This window comes from Pseudomonas sp. 7P_10.2_Bac1 (assembly GCF_025465935.1).
In the GTDB taxonomy this organism is placed as follows: Bacteria; Pseudomonadota; Gammaproteobacteria; order Pseudomonadales; family Pseudomonadaceae; genus Aquipseudomonas.
Genome location: NZ_JANLNV010000089.1, coordinates 1 through 18,728, shown reverse-complemented (window position 1 = coordinate 18,728; position 18,728 = coordinate 1). Strand labels below are relative to the sequence as shown.

Genomic DNA, 18,728 nt, shown 5'->3' with positions numbered 1-18,728 from the left:
ACGCTTCCTGAATTGCGTCATGCGTGTGCGCTTATAGGCAGTGAATATTCCTACGCCAGTGAAGACGCCCGTTACGGGCACTTCGCCAGCAGCAGGGCGTGGCAAATAGGGCTGGGTCATTCCCGTGCGCTTTACGCTATAATCCCGCCCTTTAGTTGTTTCTGTGCATTGCGCGCAGTACACCCTTTTTTCAGGCGCCCGCCGCCTGCCTGCATTTTTAAGAGGCTAATCCAGTGGCATTGACGATCCTTGGCCTGTCCGGCGCCCTTAGCCATGATCCCTCCGCAGCCCTCTATATCGATGGCAAGCTGGTCGCAGCGGCTGAGGAAGAACGCTTTGTGCGCGACAAGCATGCAAAGAACCGCATGCCGTACGAGTCCGCAAAATTCTGCCTTGAGCAAGCGGGTATCAAACCTTCCGACGTTGATGTGGTTGCGATCCCATTCGCTCCAATCAGCTTGTTCGGCAAGGCCCGCTGGCACTACGCCAAGCGTTACTGGTATGCCCCGGATCGCGCCCTTGACGCGATTCTGATGGGCAACCGTCGCTACAAACGCTATCGCAACAAGATTGTGTTCTGCCTGCAGCAACTGGGTTTTGATCCGAAGAAAATCAAGATCGAGCCGGTTGAACACCACCTTGCGCACGCTTCCAGCGCCTACCACTGCTCGGGTTTCAAAGAGAAAACCGCGATTCTGGGCATTGATGGCAAAGGCGAGTACGCTACGACCTTTTTCGGTTATGGCGAGAACGGCAAGATCACCAAGATCAAGGAATTCTTCGACCCGGACTCCCTCGGCGGCCTGTATGGCGCGATCACCGAGTTCCTCGGTTTCGAGATGCTCGACGGCGAGTTCAAGGTCATGGGCATGGCGCCGTACGGCGACGCCAGCAAATACGATTTTTCGCGCCTGGCCTCGTTTGAAAACGGCGAACTGGTGATCAACACCGAGTACGCCAACGTCATCGGCCTGCGCCGTTATAAAGAGAAGGGCAAGGGCTTCTACTTCTCGCCAAAACTGATCGAATGGCTGGGGCCAAAGCGTGAAGGCGATATCGCCGACGAGCCTTACATCCACTATGCCGCCAGTATGCAAGCGCTGTTTGAAAAGCTGGCGCTGCAGATGATCGACTACTACCTGGGCGACATCCTCAAGGAAACCGGCAAGCTGGCGTTTGCGGGCGGCTGCGCGTTGAACGTGAAGCTGAACCAGAAAATCATCGCTCGCCCTGAGGTCAAAGAGCTGTTCGTGCAACCGGCGTCCGGCGATGCCGGTACCGCAGTGGGCGCGGCGGCCTATGTGTCCGAGGCGCGCGGCGTACCGGTCGAGAAGATGGAACACGTCTACCTCGGCCCTGCGTACAGCAACGAAGACGTGATCGCCGCATGTGCCCGTCACCCGGGCAAACCGGCCTGGCGCAAAATCGACGGTACCCCTGAGAAAATCGCCAAGATCATGGTGGACGGCAACCCGGTGGCCTGGTTCCAGGGCCGCATGGAGTTCGGTCCGCGTGCCCTGGGTGGTCGTTCGATCATCGGTTGCCCAAGCAGCGTGGGCGTGGCTGACCGGATCAACGAACAGATCAAGTTCCGTGAGCGCTGGAGGCCTTTCTGCCCGTCGATGCTCGACACCGTGGGCCCGCAGATGATCAAGGTCGACCACCCGGCACCTTTCATGACCTTCACCTTTGAAGTGGCTGAAGAGTGGAAAACCCGCGTGCCGGAGGTTGTGCACGAAGACGGCACGTCCCGTGCCCAGGTGCTCAAGCGCGAATACAACCCGCGCTACTACGACATGATGAAGGCCCTTGAGGTGCTGACCGGCAACGGTGTGTCGTTGAACACCTCGCTCAACCGTCGCGGTGAGCCGATGGTGTGCTCTCCGACTGACGCGCTGAACATGTTCTTTGGCTCGGATCTGCAGTACCTGATCATGGAAGACATCCTGGTGGTTAAAGAAGGCGCCGAGCGTTATGAATCGCTCGACTGAGCGTCATGTGCTGCAGTTCTGCCACGGCTATGACGGGCCGTTTCTGGACTGCGCGCGCCAGTACGCCAGCCTGTTTGCCGGCAGCGGGTACAAGGTCACCACGGTCTTTTTGACCGGGGCAGCCGACCCCGAAGTCGCCGCAGGCTGTGCGTCGGACGAAGTGCTGTTCATGGAGTTCAGCTCCAAGGCCATTCGTGGCCTCAAGCTGGGCGCTATCGCGAAGCTGCGTAAAATCGCAGCGTCGCGGCCTTTCAGTTTCTGCATTGCACACCGCTTCAAGCCGATTTATATCGCTTTGTTGGCCACCGGTTTGCCGGTGATCGGCGTGCATCACGCGTTTGGCGACTACCAGCGTGGCAGCCGCAAACTGTTCGCTAACCTGTTTCGTAAACGCCTGAGCCTGCTCGGTGTGTCTGACGCGGTGCGCGACGACATGCGCCAGTGCCTGCCCAAGTGGCCGACCGGGCGCATCAGTACGCTGTACAACCGCATCGATATCCAGGCCGTGCAAGCCAGCCAACTGCCGGGCACCCAGGCGCGTGAGGCGCTGGGGTTGTCCATTGATGGTTTTATCGTCGGTAACGTCGGACGTCTGCATCCGGACAAAGACCAGGCCACGTTGATCAAAGGCTTTGCCAGCGCACTGCCGGAGTTACCGGCCGATAGCCAGTTGGTGATTCTCGGCAAGGGTCGTCTGGAACACGACCTCAAGCAACTGGCCGAAGAGCTGGGCATTGCCCGGCAAGTGAAATTCCTGGGGCAGGTACCAGACGCACGCCGGTATTTTCGGGCGTTTGATGTGTTTGCCCTCAGTTCCGATCACGAGCCGTTCGGCATGGTACTGCTGGAGGCCATGGCCGCTGGTGTGCCGTTGCTGGCCACTGCCTGCGGTGGTGCCAAGGAGGTGGTCGAGGGCGTGGGGATCCTGTTCCCGCTGGGCGATGTCGAGCCTCTGGCCCAAGGCATCAAGCACCTGTCGACCCTCACCGATGAGCAGCGCCATGCCTGTGCAGACCTGATGCTGGCGCGCCTGCAAGAGCGTTTCAGCGACCAGGCCGTGCATGATCGGTTTTGGCAACTGCCGCAAGTCACCGACCTGACTGCGGAGGCCTGATGCTGAACTTTTTCCAAGGCTGGCGTGAGCGCGGCTGGTGTGTTGTTGACGCGAGCGTTTATGCGGCCGCCTGGCAGCGCTTTGGGGGCAGTGTCGCCACGCACCCTATGGTGGTTGAGCGTTTGGCCCAATTGGCGGGCATCCCGGTGCGGTATCTGGCCTGGGAGCAGAATGGCGAGGTGAAAGCCGCGATCCCGACTTGGGGCCGCGACTTGGCGTTGTCCAAGGACGTGCTCAAGCGTGCCGGCAAAAAAGGCCTGTTCGACCTCGGTAATGCCGAGATCATCCTGCCTGCAGCGGCGGATGCCAATGTGCCTTTGCGCCACCGTGGCCGTTACCTCTCGCAGCTCAACGAAGGCCGTTTCAGCACCCTGATTCAGCAGCCCGAACAGTTGGCCATGGCGCGAACACCCGAAGAGCTGTCGAAAAAATTCCGCTACAACCAGCGCCGCGAATTGCGTCTTCTGGAAGAGGCGGGGGGCGTGGTGCGTCCGGTGACGGAATTTTCCAGCAGCGAGCTGGCGGCTATCTACTGTGATCTGTTCATGCGTCGCTGGGGCTTTGTGGCCACCGGTGCCGAGCGCATGGCCGATGTTGTCGAACTGTTGCGTGAGCTGTTGATCGGTTCTGTCATCTTTTTAAACGATGCACCTATTGCCATTCAGTTGGTGTACCGCGTTGAATCTCCCGAGTGGATCAGCGTTGAGTACGTCAATGGGGGCGTTGATCCGCAAACCCGCGATTTCAGCCCTGGCAGTGTGTTGAGCTTTCTCAATACCCAGTCGGCCTGGGAGCAGGCGCGCAGCGTCAGCAAGCCTTTGCGTTTCTCGTTCGGCCGCGCCGACCGCGAATACAAAGAGCGTTGGTGCAACCCGGTACCGGTCTTTAAAACGTAAACGATCCGTTGTAGGCGTGAGCTTGTTCGCGATCTTTAAACGCTCGAAAGACTGCTAGCAAGCCCGCTCCTACAGGAGAAAACATGAGCCGCAAACAGCAACTTCTCAAGCGTCATCGGCGCAATAAACGACTGGGCTTGCTGATCGGTCTGCTAGTGCTGATTGTCAGCGGGTTCGTGCTGGCCTGGTGGGTGCCGCTGGTCCTGGCGGTGCTGGGCTGGGTGGCTCATGAGGCCTGGTTCGCGGACCATCTTTTCTATTCCCCTCACGATGACTACCAGTATGCCTTCGACCCAGACGGCGAGCGCCTTGGCGTGCGTCTTGACGGTGAGCGCCTGGTGCTCGAGCAACCGTTGAGCCTCACGGGCAATGAAACCCTGGTCCTGGCCATCAAGGTCAGCAGTCGTGGGCTGGGACGCTTGATTGACCCGAGCGTTCAGTTGCTCGGCGGCGAACATCCCGACCAGCAGGCTTTCGAGCGCGGGGTCGACGGGCTGCGTTATTTGAATTTGAGTGAGCAGGCTGATGCATTGGGCCGTGGTGAATTGCGCCTCAAGGGGCGTCATTGCCGTGTGTCGGGGCAGCCGCAGTTGTGGGTTTTTCGTCACGCGGATTATCGCGAGCAGCGGGTGATGGTGATCGCCCCCCATGCCGACGATGCCGAGCTGGCGGCTTTTGGGTTGTACAGCCAGGCCAAAGAGGCGTGGATCGTCACCCTGACCGCCGGCGAAATCGAAGCCGAGCATTATCAGCAGATGGGCCTCGAGCGAGCCGAAGCCGCACGCCTCAAAGGTCGGTTGCGCGCATGGGACAGCCTGGCGGTACCGCGTTGGGCTGGTGTGCCTGAAGCGCAGTGCGCGCAACTGGGTTATTTCTGCCTGCAACTGCCAGCCATGCAGGCCGCCCCCGATCAGCCGATTGCCTCACGCGAGGCTGATTTGAGTGATACCCGATTATTTCGCCAACTCAATCCGTTCCCGCTGCCCGGCGATAGCGACGGAGCGCCGACCTGGAATAACCTGCTGGCGGATTTGCGCGCGCTGATCCTGCGTGCCCGTCCTGAGGTCATTGTGTTGCCGCATCCCTCGCTGGACCCACACCCCGACCATATCTGTGCACAAGCCGCAGTGCTTGAGGCTCTGCAAGGGCTTGAGTGGCAGCCGACGACGATTTTGGGCTACGCGAACCACCTGCACGACAATGACCGCTGGCCAATGGGCAACAGTGGTGACGGGGTTGCCTTGCCGCCGGTGTTCGATGCTTCGCTCAGCGTGTATCCATGCAGTTTGCCGCTGACGTTGCAACAGCAGCGTGACAAGGCCATGGCGTTGGGCATGATGCATGATTTGCAGCCGCGTGCTGCTCTAAAGCGCAGGCTACGCAGGTCAATCCAGGCGCTGCTGGCGGGCAGACGGCCATCGCCTTATGGCGAGAATGAATATTTTCGTAAAGCAGTTCGACGGCATGAGCTGCTCTGGCGCCTCAAGGCGTCGCAAGGAAACCCATGAGAGTTCTATTTCTAGTACAGAAAGAGCAGCGGGCCATTCTGGATCGCTTGTATGACGGCATCTCAGCGCATTGCGAGTGCGATACACGCTGGCTGAGCAGTGCCGAACAGCGCAACTTGCGCGGCTACTTTCGCCGCGAAGTAGACGTTTCGCGTTATGACCGCATCGTGTTTTTCTTGCGTTTTAAACAAGAAATCCGCCAGGTCGGCTTTATCCGTACCGTGCCCAACCTGGTCATCCTTGAGCACGATGCGTATCAGAATTACATCGAATGCAAATACACCGGTAAATTCAGCGCTCATTACCGGCAATTGCCGTGGGCCCGTGTGATCACTTCGGGTTTCATGGTCACCGAGCGCTTGCGCGAAGAGGGGTTTGACGCCGTTTTCGTGCCCAAGGGCTACGACCAGACTCTGTTGCATGACCTGGGTCGTGAGCGCGACATTGAGCTGGCGTTTGTTGGCAGTACCAACAGCGTGGCTTACAGTGGCCGCAAAGCATTGCTCGACGAGTTGGCCAGCGTAGAACCGCTGGTGGTGACGCGCACCAAGTCCGGTGATGACTACCGGGACACCCTTAACCGCATCCGTTTTTTTGTCAGCGCGGACGTGGGTATGGGTGAATACATGATCAAAAACTTTGAAGCGATGGCCTGCGGTTGTGTACTCCTGGCGTTTGATCAGGGTGAAGCCGAAAACCGTGCGTTGGGCTTTATCGACATGCACAACATTGTTTTTTATCGCGACATTTCAGAGCTGCAAAGAAAACTGCAACAACTGCGTAATGATCCGCAACTGGCTGCCGATATCGCTCTTCGTGGTCGTGATCTTGCGGTGTCACAGTACAGCTTCGGCCGAATTGGCCAGCGCATTGTTGAAGAGCTGCAACCGGTACTACGTCCGCATCCGCCCTTGTCCTGGGTTGATCGGGTGCGATTGAAACTGGGGGTTTAAAACAGCCACCGGCTCAATCGTGGTGATACCCAATGGACTGAAACTATTAATGAGAGGAGGCGAACCGTGCGGTTCTGCCAAGAAAGTGACATCACCCTGGTTGTGACCAGCTGCGGCCGTCTTGACCTGCTCAAGCTGACGCTCGAAAGCTTTGACCGGTTCAATACCGCCCCCATTCGTGAAGTCTTTATTACAGAAGACTCGGGCGATGAGGCCGTACGCGAGGCCATTCCGCCCAACTGGCTTGAGCACTGCACGGTTTTCGTGAATAAACCGAAGCTGGGGCAGTTGGCCTCCATTGATCTGGCCTACTCTAAAGTCAGCACGACTTACATTTTTCATTGTGAGGACGATTGGGAGTTTTATCGTCCGGGCTTTGTCGAAGACTCAAGAGTCATTCTGGAGAACAAGCCGGAGATTTTGCAGGTCTGGCTACGCAGCTACGCTCACGACTTGCGAATTCACAGCCCTTACCTACATTACGGTAAGCGAGAAGTAATTGGAGGCGTTGCGTGCTACCCGGTGCTGTCGGATAAACCTGACTGGCAGAGCTTTTCGCTCAACCCTGGATTACGCCGTTACAAAGAATATTTGTTGTGTGCGCCTTTTAGCAGTCATGGTGGCGAAAAATCGCTATCCAAGCGCTATGCAGAACTTAATCTGCAAGCGGTGGCACTAGAGGCTGATGCGGTGTTACACACAGGCTTTGGCAATCATGTCGAGCTGCCTGAAGAGCGCCAGCGCAAGTTGCGTCGCGGCCGTCGTGAGCGGGTCAAGTTGTTCGTTACGTTGTTGGTGGGCGTGTTAATAGGCGTCCTTATCAGTTAGCAGGTACAGGTTTGAATGGTGATGATTGAACGGCGAGGAAGCGTGTGATGAGCATCATTAATGTGATGTGGTCAGGCGGTTCTCCTTATGCGTCTGTACACAAGGTTCACCAGCAAATCCTCTCTCAGGCTGCACTGGGCACTCCGGTAAAGACCTGGCTATTACAGCACTCTGCCCCGGTTTGCCTGCAGGAGCTCGGGCAGGTTGAGGCTTTGAAATTGTCATCGCGCTTTTTAAAAGGGCGCGGCATCTGGGCGTTATCGCGCCCTTGGCGTAATAGTTTTTTTCGCAAGGCTCTGCTCAAAAATGATGCCCGGCAGGTGCTGATTGATGGGCTGGGCGTGGCTCGGGTGCTGTTGCCTGCATTGCGTGCACTGCCGCAGGTACGGGCGGTGGTGATGTTTCACGGCTCCACCCGTTTGCAATGCAAGGATGTCAGGCTGCTACGTCAGTTCTCGAGTGCGCAACTGACCTTATGCGCTGTCTCGCAAACCCTCGCAGACTCCATTTCGGCCGATGTTAAGTTGCCGGTGTTCACGCTGAGCAGCATGCTCAACCCGCAAGTATTTGAGCAGCAGTTATTGCCCCGTGATCAGGCGCGCCAGCAACTGGGCATTCCTGCGCACATTCATAAGGTGTTCGGTGCCGTAGGCCGGCTGGTTGATTCCAAGGGCTTTGACACCTTGCTCAGCGCCTTCGCCAAAACCCTCGTTACCCATCCCGATCGACTGCTGCTGATCATCGGTGAAGGGGTCATGCGCGCTGAGCTGGAGGCGCAGGTCAATGCGCTCGGGCTACAAGGCAACGTCATGTTGCCGGGCTATGTCGACAACGTGACCAGCCTGTATCGGGCATTTGACTGGGTGCTGATACCGTCACGGGCAGAAGGCCTGGGCCTGGTCGTCCAAGAAGCCGTCATTGCTGGCGTGCCGATACTGGCCAGTGACCTGCCCGTGTTTTACGAGCAGTTGGGCGAGGCGGGCAACTACGTAACGGTCGGCGATGAGTCGGCATGGACACGGGCGATTGAAGCCAGCGACGCGCTGTCGACAGCAGAAGTGGCTGCGCGCCAGCACGCAAGCCTAGATCCGGAACATGCCTGGCTACGTTTCAGGCAGGCATGTACCACGGTGTTGTCAGGCCTTTAAAAAGCGTCTTTGAGGGCTTGGGCGGGGAAATTATCGCTGAGGCTCTCGCGCTCGATGTAACGCAAGAAGTGTTGCAGGTTGCGCTGAACCAATTTTTTAGACAGTGGCGCCTTAACGAAACTCATGTCGGCGACATCAATCAAACCCCACGCGTTCTCGGGGGTTACCACTATGTTGCCCAAGTGCAGAGAGCGGAAGTAAATACCGGCCGCGTGCAATCTGCGAATCAGATCGATAAGCTTCGGCAGATTTTCTTTCCAGTTAAAACCGTTTTTTTCTGCAATCTGACGCAGGGTTTCACCGGGCAGCGGGCGATACAGCACCGCGGTCATGCCGGGTTTTTCCAGGCGGTAAAACGCCAGCACCTTGAGGGTGGGAATACCGAGCTTCTCGAGTTGCGTCGCGTTGTCGATAAAACGTTTTGAATAGGGGCGTAGCAAGGCAGACGACAGAAGACGCTTGCGACGGAACAGTTTCAGTATATTCCCGTCTTGCAGCAGGTAGACTTTTGCACCATAACTGTCCGCCTCAAGAATTTTGGCGCCTTCAATCATTTGATTTAAAGCGGCTTGTGGAAGCCGTGAGCATTGCATCGTAGAACCCTTGCGAGCAGTCAGACACGTAATGATGCCGAAAAAGTGGCGCTTTAACCATGCCAGGTTGGCCGGGTAGACGATTTAGGAGCGGGATGATGTACGAAAGTCGTTGGGCTCAGACCCTTATGACCTGCGGCGTGCTGTGGTTCATGTTGGCGATTGCCTTTGCTCCTACCAACAAAATTTATCAGCAGGGTCTGGTGTTGCTTGTCTGGTTGCCGACTCTGCTGGTGGCCTGGTCTGCACGCTCTGTCTTGGCGCAGGTCTGGCACGCGCAAAGAGCACTGTGCCTGGCACTTATCAGTTTGGCCGCGTGGGCCACCCTCAGCTTGAGCTGGAGTGGCCAGCCCCCGAGTCATGCCAAACAATTGCTCTATATCGTCCTGTTTGTGGTGTCATTGCCGATTCTGGCCAATGGCCGTCCTGAACGCGTGGTGTGTCTGCTGCAGTGGGGCGGGCTAGGGCTGGCAGTCATGGCGGCAGCGGCGATAGTGCGTTTCTATTTCATTGACGCGCACCCCTTGATGGATCGTCTGGAAGGCCTGGGCGAGTTGGCGCACCCCATTTTGGGCGCTTATGCAGTGGGTATCGCCGGCGTCTGGATGTTGCACTGGATGCCCCGCGAGGGTGGGATCAAAGCCTTGTGGTGGGTCGCGCTTGCGTTGTTAGGCGCCTTTGTGGTCTTGACCCAGAGCCGGGGGGCGGCAGTGGCGCTATTGGTTACGGTGCTGGCCATGCCGCTTTGGCGTTGTAATCGTCAGACCGTGGTGATCTCAGTGGCCGGGCTGCTTGGCGCCGGGATCGTGTTTTGGTGCATGCAGGCGCAAATGATGTCGCGCGGTTCGTCTTATCGGCCCGAGCTATTTATGTCCAGCATCCAGATGATCAAGGCGCATCCATGGCTCGGCCTGGGGCTTGAGGCGCCATTTGGTGTGCCGGCGCTGGGGATTATGTTTGATCATTCGCACAACCTGTTCACCAGTGTGGCGATCAGTCTGGGCTTGCCAGGTTTGCTGTTGTGGAGCATCGCCTGGTTTTCGATATTGGTATATGGCTGGCGCGCACGCGCCTCTTTACTGGGCCAGGGATTGGTGGGCATGTGGGTATTTTCGACTGTGGCTATGCAGTTTGATGCGGCCAGTTTGCTCGATACCCCGCGTGCCGAATGGTTTATCACCTGGCTGCCCATTGCCGTGGCGACTCTTTTGTCGTTCAAGACGGCGCAGGGTAAAGCCTGTGATAAAATTTCGCGTTTTCCTTAATCAGTGAGCTCTACGATGAGTGATTCACCGTCCGAAGAAGGACAGAGTTCAAGCCTGAAAATCTACTTCCGGCTCTTGAGTTATGTGAAACCCTACATCGGCCTTTTCCTGCTGAGTATTGTCGGTTTCCTGATCTTCGCTTCGACTCAACCGATGCTTGGTTACATCCTCAAGTATTTTGTCGACGGCTTGTCCAACCCGGATGCAGTGCTGTTTCCGAACGTGCCTTACCTGCGTGACATGCGCCTGCTGCAGACCGTGCCTATATTGATTGTATTGATCGCGGCCTGGCAGGGGCTGGGCTCCTTCCTGGGTAACTACTTCCTGGCCAAGGTCTCGCTGGGGCTGGTGCATGATCTGCGGGTTCAGTTGTTCAACAACCTGCTGGTGCTGCCTAACCGCTATTTCGACAAGCACAACTCGGGGCACTTGATCTCCCGGATCACCTTTAACGTAACCATGGTCACCGGTGCTGCCACCGATGCGATCAAGGTGGTGATCCGTGAAGGCATGACGGTGGTGTTCCTGTTTGCCTCGTTGTTGTGGATGAACTGGCGTTTGACGCTGGTGATGGTGGCGATCCTGCCGCTGATCGCCGTGATGGTGAGTACGGCCAGCAAAAAATTCCGCAAGCAAAGCAAGAAGATCCAGGTGGCCATGGGCGATGTGACCCACGTGGCGTCCGAAACCATTCAGGGTTACCGGGTGGTTCGAAGCTTTGGCGGCGAGAAATATGAGCGCGAGCGTTTCCTGAAGGCCAGCCAGAGCAACACCGACAAGCAACTGCGCATGACCCGCACAGGGGCGATCTATACCCCGATGCTGCAATTGGTCATCTACGTCGCCATGGGTATCTTGATGTTCCTGGTGCTGTACATGCGCGGCGATGCTTCGGCTGGTGACATGATCGCTTACATCACTTTGGCTGGCTTGCTGCCCAAGCCGATCCGTCAGTTGTCGGAAGTCAGTTCGACCATCCAGAGGGGGGTCGCCGGTGCTGAAAGTATCTTTGAGCAACTGGACGAAAAACCGGAAATCGACACTGGCACGGTCGAGCTTGACCACGTGAGCGGTCGTCTCGACGTGCGCCACCTGAACTTCACCTACCCCGACACCGAGCGCCAGGTCCTCAAGGATGTGACGTTCTCGGTCGAGCCAGGGCAGATGGTGGCGCTGGTAGGGCGTTCGGGTAGCGGCAAGTCGACGCTGGCGAACCTGATCCCGCGCTTCTATCACCACACATCGGGTGAAATCCTGCTCGATGGGGTCGAGATCGAAGACTACCGTCTGCTCAACCTGCGTCGTCATATCGCGCAAGTGACCCAGAACGTGACCCTGTTCAGCGACACCGTTGCCAACAACATTGCCTACGGTGATCTGGCCGGAGCGCCGCGTGCTGACATTGAAAAAGCCGCGCGTGATGCCTACGCAATGGACTTTATCGAGCAGTTGCCAAAAGGCTTGGACACGCCCGTCGGTGAAAACGGCGTGCTGTTGTCGGGTGGTCAGCGCCAGCGCCTGGCCATCGCCCGCGCGTTGCTCAAAAATGCGCCACTGTTGATCCTCGATGAGGCCACCTCGGCACTCGATACCGAGTCTGAGCGCCACATTCAGGCGGCTCTCGATCACGTGATGCAGGGCCGTACAACGCTAGTGATCGCGCACCGTCTGTCAACCATCGAAAAGGCTGACCTGATTCTGGTCATGGATCAGGGCCAGATCGTTGAGCGAGGCACCCACGCCGACTTGCTGGCGCAAAACGGCTACTACGCCCGCTTGCACTCAATGGGCCTGGATGCGCCATTGGCTGGCGATATTGCTTGAATATCGGTGGGAGCGGGCGTGCTCGCTCCCACAAGATGCTTACGGCGCTGACGTGGGTTCACCCTGTGTTAATATCGCGCCCCTGTTCATTTTGTATGTGGGTTCTCCATGAAGTTGTCCATGCCGCGATTCGATCAAGCCCCAGTCTTGGTGGTAGGCGATGTCATGCTCGACCGTTACTGGCATGGCGGAACCTCACGGATTTCCCCTGAGGCGCCCGTGCCGGTGGTCAAGGTCGAGCAAATAGAAGACCGTCCGGGTGGTGCTGCCAACGTTGCCCTGAACATTGCAGCCTTGGGCGCACCGGCTTCGCTGGTCGGTGTGACGGGCAACGACGAAGCCGCCGAAAGCCTGGCCAACAGCCTTGAAGGCGCAGGCGTACGTGCGTTGTTCCAGCGCATTGAGCATCAGCCAACCATCGTCAAACTGCGTGTGATGAGTCGTCACCAGCAACTGCTGCGTATCGACTTTGAAGAACCTTTTGCCACTGACGCCCTGGCGTTGGGCGATGAAGTCGAAAGCCTGCTCGACGGCATCAAAGTGCTGGTGCTGTCTGACTACGGCAAAGGCGCATTGAAAAATCACCAGGTCTTGATTCAGGCTGCGCGTGCCCGGGGCATCCCGGTGCTGGCCGATCCGAAAGGCAAGGATTTCTCGATTTACCGCGGTGCGAGCCTGATCACGCCGAACCTCAGCGAGTTCGAAATCATCGTGGGTGGTTGCATCGATGAAGCCGATCTGGTGGCCAAGGGCGCCAAGCTGATGGCTGATCTGGAGTTGGGCGCCTTGCTGGTGACCCGTGGCGAGCACGGCATGACCTTGCTGCGTCCGGGCTTCCCGGCTATGCACCTGCCGGCGCGTGCACGAGAAGTGTTTGACGTGACCGGTGCCGGTGACACGGTGATCTCGACCTTGGCCGCTGCCATTGCGGCGGGTGAAGAGCTGCCTCACGCCGTGGCGCTGGCCAATCTGGCTGCGGGTATCGTGGTGGGCAAGCTGGGCACGGCGGCCATTAGCGCCCCGGAGCTGCGTCGCGCCATTCAGCGCTCGGAAGGCTCCGAGCGTGGCGTGCTGAGCCTCGACCAGTTGCTGCTGGCCATCGACGATGCGCGGGCGCACAACGAGAAGATCGTCTTTACCAATGGCTGCTTCGACATCTTGCACGCCGGCCATGTGACCTATCTGGAGCAAGCGCGGGCGCAAGGTGATCGTTTGATCGTTGCGGTGAACGACGATGCTTCCGTGAGCCGCCTCAAAGGTCCCGGGCGTCCGATCAACAGCGTGGATCGCCGTATGGCGGTACTGGCGGGCCTGGGTGCGGTGGACTGGGTGATCAGCTTCCCGGAAGGCACTCCGGAAAACCTGCTGGCCCAGGTCAAGCCGGATGTGCTGGTCAAGGGCGGTGATTACGGGATCGACCAAGTGGTGGGAGCTGACATCGTGACCGCGTATGGCGGGACGGTGAAAGTACTCGGGCTCGTAGAAAACAGCTCGACCACGGCTATCGTCGAGAAGATCCGCGGGCAGTAAAGGCATTGCCCACCCCAACCCTCTCCCGGAGGGAGAGGGAGCTCTATCGAGGTGCTTTCAGGTTCAGCGTTTCACTGACAGAGCACAGCATTTCTTAAGCGTCCCCCAATCGGTTCCCTCTCCCTCCGGGAGAGGGCTAGGGTGAGGGTGCTTTTGATTCAAGCTTTTTTTACGACCTTCCTGAACATCTGCCGTGCCTTGCCCGTGAGGCGCTTGAGCCGCGAGTCCTTATTGGGTGCGCTCAAACCTTGCTGCCTGAGCCAGTCCTTCCAGCGAATACGCTCCTCGCTCACGACCCAGCCTTCCTGCGGTGCAAAACTTTCCGCCAGGTACAAGCCTCGGGTGCTGGCCGGTTTCAGTTGATCCTTGTGCAAGGTGTACAACTCGGCGCACGGTTTGCCGTCGGTCAACGGCATCAGGTACAGGTCTGGGCGCTTGCGGTTGAGGCGGGCGACCAGTTGATCGCCCTCCAGTCGCTCGTCCACATGAAACAGGCTCAGTGACTTGGCCTCTCTGGGCACCTCAAGGCGCAGGTCGTAGATCAGTTGCAGGGAGGCGGTGGGCAAGTGCACATAGGCTCGCGGTCGCTCAAGCAATGGCTGGTTGGCGCAGCGCACGGTGCGGGCCGCGCCGGAAAAGGGCGTCAGACGAAAGGACACGGCTTCGCGGTAATGCAGTGCGCTGGCGTAAGGCACTGGCAGCCAGGTGTCGTTGAAGCGCCCGCCGAGCCAACCTTCAGGGGTTTCCAGCAGGCACTCTTCGGCCACTTCCTGGACCGCCGTGTGCAGCGGCAAATTGACCTCGTGGGCCGGTACGTAGCCCGAGATCAGCTTGAGTACCACATCGCCGCGGTCCTGACGCCGCTGGCGCACCAAGACCCAGTAATCGCGGCCTTGCCAATTGAGTGTCAAACGCACCGACACGCCAAGGTTGGCCAGTTCCAGTGCGAAGCGTTCCGGGTCGCTTACGCTCACCTGACGGCGTTTGCTCAGGGTTTGCGCGAAGTTTAGCGGCATGCCGACACTTTGATAGCTCAAGCCTTCGGCTGTCGCCTCGACAAACAACGGCAACGTTTTGAAGTCACTGGGGTTCTTGCGGATCAGCATTCGCGGCATGTCGGCTCCTTCTTGCGTCGGGGTCGGCCGAATCGGCGGCTTTAAGCGCTACGCAGAACCTGCGCAACCATTGCCACGTTATGGGCCAGGTGCAGCGGATTGATAGTACCGACAATAGCACTCGCAACCCCGTGATGGCCAAACACCAATTCGAAGCTGGCGCGCACCGGGTCAACACCGGGTTTCAGGCAGACATGGCCACTGGCCAAAGCCTTTTTCACCAGAATGGCTTTGCCATGGGCTGCGGCATAGTCGATCACTGGTTTTTCAGCTTGCTCATTCAGGTTGTAGGTGACCATGGCGCAGTCGCCGTTTTCAAGGGCTTTGAGGCCACCTTCCACCGTTTTGCCCGAGAAGCCAAAGCCGCGAATTTTACCTTCGCGCTTGAGCTCGGCCAGGGTTGCGTAGACCTCGCTCTCATTGAGAATCGCCAGATCGTTGCCGTCAGAATGCACCAGCACCAGATCGATAAAGTCTGTTTCCAGGCGCTGCAAGCTGCGCTCCACCGAGCGCCGGGTATGGTCGGCGCTGAAGTCGTGGTGTGACACACCGTTGTCGAACTCTTCGCCGACTTTGCTGACGATCACCCAGTCCTTGCGCTGACCACGCAACAGCGGCCCCAGGCGTTCTTCGCTACGGCCATAGGCGGGCGCAGTGTCGATCAGGTTGATACCCAGGTCGCGGCTCAGTTTGAGCAGCATCTTGGCTTCGTGGTCATCCGGGATTTGAAAGCCGCTGGGGTATTTCACCCCTTGGTCGCGGCCCAACTTCACTGTGCCCAGGCCCAGCGGCGAGACCAGCAGGCCGGTGCTGCCCAGCGGGCGAAGACAGTTATGCAGGGTTGCCTGGCTCATGGCAGCAATTGCTCCCAAGCGGTTTTGCCCAGCGGCGGGCGGGGGAAGTCTGGCAGCGCAGGCAGGTTGCCCGGCTTGATGCCGTCTTGTTCCAACGCCGAGATCACCCGATCCGAGAAGTCCGGTGCCAGCGCCAGCTTAGTTGGCCAGCCCACCAGCAAACGGCCCGTATCTGCGAGGAACGCGTTATCTGGGCGTACCAGGCCGGACTGCGCCGGTTCGGCACGATCAACCCGCAAGGTGGCCCATTGCGCTTGGCTCAAATCGACCCACGGCAGCAAGTTGCCCAGCTCTTTTTTGGCCTCGGCAATTTGCTCGTCTGGGGTGCGGGCCACGCCCTCGGCTTCGGCGATATCGCCGCCCACGTACCACACCCACTCACCATTGGCGGCCGGGTGCGTGGTCACAGTAATGCGCGGCTTGGGCCCACCGCCCAGGCAGTGAGCGTACAGCGGCTTAAGGCTAGGACCTTTGACCATCACCATGTGCAGGGGGCGCAGCTGTTGAGCGGGGACGTTGATGCCGAGGCTGGCCAGTAACTCGGCGTTGCCCTGGCCGGCGCTGAACACGATGCGTTGCGCCAGAATATCCAGGCCATCGACCCGCAGGCCGATCAGCTTTTCATTTTCAAGTAGTGGCTCAATCTTTTGACCTGCCAGCAGGCTGTCACCGGCCAGTTCGGCCAGGCGCTCAACCAGGCTCGGCACGTCCACCACCAACTCGGCCAGACGATAGACCTTGCCCTTGAAGCGCGGATTTTGCAGGGCGGGAGGCAATTGATCGCCCTTGACCTGATCGACCCGGCCGCGCACGGCCTTGCTCGCAAAAAAGCTGGTCAGGTTGCCGGCCAGTGTGCCGGGCGACCACAGGTAATGGGCTTCGGAAAGCAGGCGCACGCCGGTCAGGTCTAGCTCGCCGTCGCCGTCGCCGGCTAGGGCTTCGCGCCAGCGACGCGGCATGTCGGCAATGGCTTCGGAAGCGCCGGTCAACGCGCCGTGCAGCGCATACTTGGCGCCGCCGTGGATAATGCCCTGTGATTTCAAGGTCTGTGCGCCGCCGAGCGACTGGTCTTCAACCAGCACGGTCGAAAAACCCTGACGACGCAGGCGAGCATTGAGCCAGAGGCCAGCAACACCAGCGCCGACAATCAGCACATCGGTGGAAATAACAGATGCCATGGGCGACCTCAGCGTTTAAAGACAAAGACGCAGTATAGAGAAGCTGCAAGCTGCAAGCTGCAAGTAAAGGCAAGATCAAGAGCCAGAGATCACATCGCTTCTGATCTTGCCTTTAACTTGTCGCTTGCAGCGGCTTCAATGGCCTGCCGTTTTCGAAAACAGCTGTATCACCACCACGCCCAGCACAATCAGGCCCATGCCCATCATGGCCGGCAAGTCGAGTTTCTGCCCGTAGATAAACAGCGCCGCAACGCTGACCATCACAATGCCCATGCCCGCCCACACGGCATAGGCAACCCCCACCGGGATGGTGCGCACCACCAGCGTCAGCATCCAGAACGCCGTGACGTAGCCCGCGATCACCAGTACCAGCGGCAGCGGTGTACTGAAACCCTTGACCGCTTTCATCGAAACGGTGGCAATCACTTCGGCGCAAATGGCGATAGCCAAATAGTAGTAAGCGGTCATGGCGCAATCCTGAATGTGGGTGGGGCAATTTAACAGCAGGGCATTCTAGAGGTTGTAAAAGTCTGTAGGGGGCTTTTTGTTAAGCCTTGAAATGGCACTGTTCGGTGCCATCATCGTGGAGGTCGTTTTCAAGTAAACTCCGGGCCCATGAATAGAACTCTCTACACCTTGCTGTTTCATCTGGGGCTGCCGTTGGTGGCGATTCGCTTATGGCTGCGGGCACGCAAGGCCCCGGCATATGCCAAGCGCATCGGTGAGCGTTTCGCGCTGAACCTGCCAGCCATGCAGCCGGGCGGGATCTGGGTACACGCTGTGTCCGTGGGCGAAAGTATCGCCGCCGCGCCTATGATCCGGGCGTTGTTGCAACGTTATCCACAACTGCCGATTACCGTGACCTGCATGACCCCGACTGGATCGGAGCGTATTCAAGCCCTGTTCGCCGACGAACCACGCATTCAGCACTGTTATTTGCCTTATGACCTGCCGTGGGCCGCCGCACGCTTTCTGGATCGGGTGCAACCCAAGCTGGCCGTGATCATGGAAACCGAGCTGTGGCCTAACCATATTCACCAGTGCGCCAAACGCGGCATCCCGGTGGCGCTGGCCAATGCACGACTGTCAGCCCGTTCAGCCAAAGGCTACGCGCGGTTTGCCAAACTCACCCGGCCGATGCTCGAAGAAATGAGCCTGATCGCGGTGCAAACCGAAACTGAAGCCGAGCGCTTCCGCCAGTTGGGTGCCCGGCCTGAATGCGTAGAAGTGACCGGCTCGATCAAATTCGATCTGACCATTGACCCGCAGTTGCTGATCAAGGCCCGTGCGCTGCGTGAGCAATGGCAGGCGCTGGAGCGCCCGGTGTGGATCGCTGCCAGCACCCATGAAGGTGAAGACGCAGTGGTGCTCGCGGCGCATCGGCAATTGCTCGGCATTTACCCGAATGCCTTGTTGATCCTGGTACCGCGCCATCCTGAGCGTTTCAACTCGGTATTTGAGCTGTGCCAGAGCCAAGGTTTTGCCACGGTGCGGCGCTCGGCTGCAACGCCGGTGGATGCGCAGACGCAGGTGCTGTTGGGCGACACCATGGGCGAGTTGCTTTTCTTGTATGCCTTGGCCGACAGTGCGTTTGTGGGCGGCAGCCTGGTGCCCAATGGCGGGCATAACCTGTTGGAACCGGCCGCGTTGTCCAAACCGGTGTTGAGTGGGCCGCATCTATTCAACTTCCTGGAGATCGCGACGATGTTGCGTGACGCCGGAGCGCTGGAAGAAGTGGACGACGCGCAAGGTTTGGCAGTAGCGGTGCGTCGCTTGTTCGAACTGCCGCAAGACGCGCAGCAGATGGCCGAAGCCGGCTTGAAGGTGATGCTCGCTAACCAGGGCGCCTTGCAGCGCTTGCTGGATGGGTTGGGGCGATTGCTCAATCGTTGACGGCCCTGTAGGAGCGGGGGTTGCTCGGCCGCGGTTTA

The 18,728-nt window shown here is 58.6% G+C and carries 16 protein-coding genes; 11 read left to right on the top strand and 5 right to left on the bottom strand.

What is annotated here, in order from left to right; translation table 11 throughout:
• Window positions 1–233: 233 nt before the first annotated feature.
• The 7 genes from NTD86_RS21270 (at window position 234) to NTD86_RS21240 (ending at window position 8,438) form a co-directional block, all read left to right on the top strand.
• Window positions 234–1,991, top strand: a complete 1,758-nt coding sequence (locus tag NTD86_RS21270; RefSeq protein ID WP_262205244.1) for a carbamoyltransferase — start codon at window positions 234–236, stop codon at window positions 1,989–1,991.
• On the top strand, window positions 1,975–3,105 hold the full coding sequence (locus tag NTD86_RS21265) for a glycosyltransferase (RefSeq protein ID WP_262205243.1): 1,131 nt from the start codon (window positions 1,975–1,977) through the stop codon (window positions 3,103–3,105). The genes NTD86_RS21270 and NTD86_RS21265 overlap by 17 nt, the downstream gene beginning before the upstream one ends.
• Window positions 3,105–4,001, top strand: a complete 897-nt coding sequence (locus tag NTD86_RS21260; protein ID WP_262205241.1) for an antimicrobial resistance protein Mig-14 — start codon at window positions 3,105–3,107, stop codon at window positions 3,999–4,001. The genes NTD86_RS21265 and NTD86_RS21260 overlap by 1 nt, the downstream gene beginning before the upstream one ends.
• An 83-nt stretch (window positions 4,002–4,084) precedes the next feature.
• Window positions 4,085–5,509: a PIG-L deacetylase family protein gene (locus tag NTD86_RS21255; protein WP_262205239.1), complete on the top strand. Its 1,425-nt coding sequence runs from the start codon at window positions 4,085–4,087 to the stop codon at window positions 5,507–5,509.
• Window positions 5,506–6,462, top strand: coding sequence for a glycosyltransferase (locus tag NTD86_RS21250; protein WP_262205237.1), 957 nt, complete (start codon window positions 5,506–5,508; stop codon window positions 6,460–6,462). The genes NTD86_RS21255 and NTD86_RS21250 overlap by 4 nt, the downstream gene beginning before the upstream one ends.
• Window positions 6,463–6,528: 66 nt before the next feature.
• Complete coding sequence (locus tag NTD86_RS21245) at window positions 6,529–7,290, top strand: glycosyltransferase family 2 protein (RefSeq protein ID WP_262205236.1); 762 nt, start codon at window positions 6,529–6,531, stop codon at window positions 7,288–7,290.
• Between the two features lie 47 nt (window positions 7,291–7,337).
• Window positions 7,338–8,438, top strand: a complete 1,101-nt coding sequence (locus NTD86_RS21240) for a glycosyltransferase (protein ID WP_262205235.1) — start codon at window positions 7,338–7,340, stop codon at window positions 8,436–8,438.
• On the opposite strand, the gene NTD86_RS21235 is transcribed toward NTD86_RS21240, so the two are convergent.
• Window positions 8,435–8,992, bottom strand: a complete 558-nt coding sequence (locus NTD86_RS21235) for a lipopolysaccharide kinase InaA family protein (protein WP_262205234.1) — start codon at window positions 8,990–8,992, stop codon at window positions 8,435–8,437. The two genes, NTD86_RS21240 and NTD86_RS21235, sit on opposite strands and share 4 nt — an antisense overlap.
• 137 nt (window positions 8,993–9,129) lie before the next feature.
• On the opposite strand from NTD86_RS21235, the gene NTD86_RS21230 reads away from it, so the two are divergent.
• From NTD86_RS21230 to hldE, 3 genes are all read left to right on the top strand, one after another.
• A complete protein-coding gene (locus NTD86_RS21230; RefSeq protein ID WP_262205233.1) occupies window positions 9,130–10,296 on the top strand; it encodes an O-antigen ligase family protein in 1,167 nt (388 codons plus the stop codon).
• Window positions 10,297–10,311: 15 nt separating this feature from the next.
• Window positions 10,312–12,120 (top strand): lipid A export permease/ATP-binding protein MsbA, encoded by a 1,809-nt coding sequence (gene msbA, locus NTD86_RS21225; RefSeq protein WP_262205232.1) that lies wholly within the window; start codon window positions 10,312–10,314, stop codon window positions 12,118–12,120.
• Window positions 12,121–12,228: 108 nt separating this feature from the next.
• Window positions 12,229–13,650, top strand: coding sequence for a bifunctional D-glycero-beta-D-manno-heptose-7-phosphate kinase/D-glycero-beta-D-manno-heptose 1-phosphate adenylyltransferase HldE (gene hldE / locus NTD86_RS21220; protein WP_262205231.1), 1,422 nt, complete (start codon window positions 12,229–12,231; stop codon window positions 13,648–13,650).
• Window positions 13,651–13,808: 158 nt separating this feature from the next.
• Here hldE and NTD86_RS21215 read toward each other — a convergent pair whose 3' ends face one another.
• From NTD86_RS21215 to NTD86_RS21200, 4 genes are all read right to left on the bottom strand, one after another.
• Window positions 13,809–14,765: a metal ABC transporter ATPase gene (locus NTD86_RS21215; RefSeq protein WP_262205229.1), complete on the bottom strand. Its 957-nt coding sequence runs from the start codon at window positions 14,763–14,765 to the stop codon at window positions 13,809–13,811.
• A 41-nt stretch (window positions 14,766–14,806) separates the two neighbouring features.
• Window positions 14,807–15,619: an aldo/keto reductase gene (locus NTD86_RS21210; protein WP_262205227.1), complete on the bottom strand. Its 813-nt coding sequence runs from the start codon at window positions 15,617–15,619 to the stop codon at window positions 14,807–14,809.
• A complete protein-coding gene (locus tag NTD86_RS21205; RefSeq protein ID WP_262205225.1) occupies window positions 15,616–16,797 on the bottom strand; it encodes an NAD(P)/FAD-dependent oxidoreductase in 1,182 nt (393 codons plus the stop codon). Before NTD86_RS21205 ends, NTD86_RS21210 begins: the two co-directional genes overlap by 4 nt.
• Window positions 16,798–16,932: 135 nt before the next feature.
• Window positions 16,933–17,265 carry a DMT family transporter gene (locus NTD86_RS21200; protein WP_262205222.1) on the bottom strand — a complete coding sequence of 111 codons (333 nt, stop codon included), beginning with the start codon at window positions 17,263–17,265 and terminating at the stop codon, window positions 16,933–16,935.
• Between the two features lie 147 nt (window positions 17,266–17,412).
• On the opposite strand from NTD86_RS21200, the gene waaA reads away from it, so the two are divergent.
• Window positions 17,413–18,690, top strand: coding sequence for a lipid IV(A) 3-deoxy-D-manno-octulosonic acid transferase (gene waaA / locus NTD86_RS21195; RefSeq protein WP_262205221.1), 1,278 nt, complete (start codon window positions 17,413–17,415; stop codon window positions 18,688–18,690).
• Window positions 18,691–18,728: the final 38 nt, after the last annotated feature.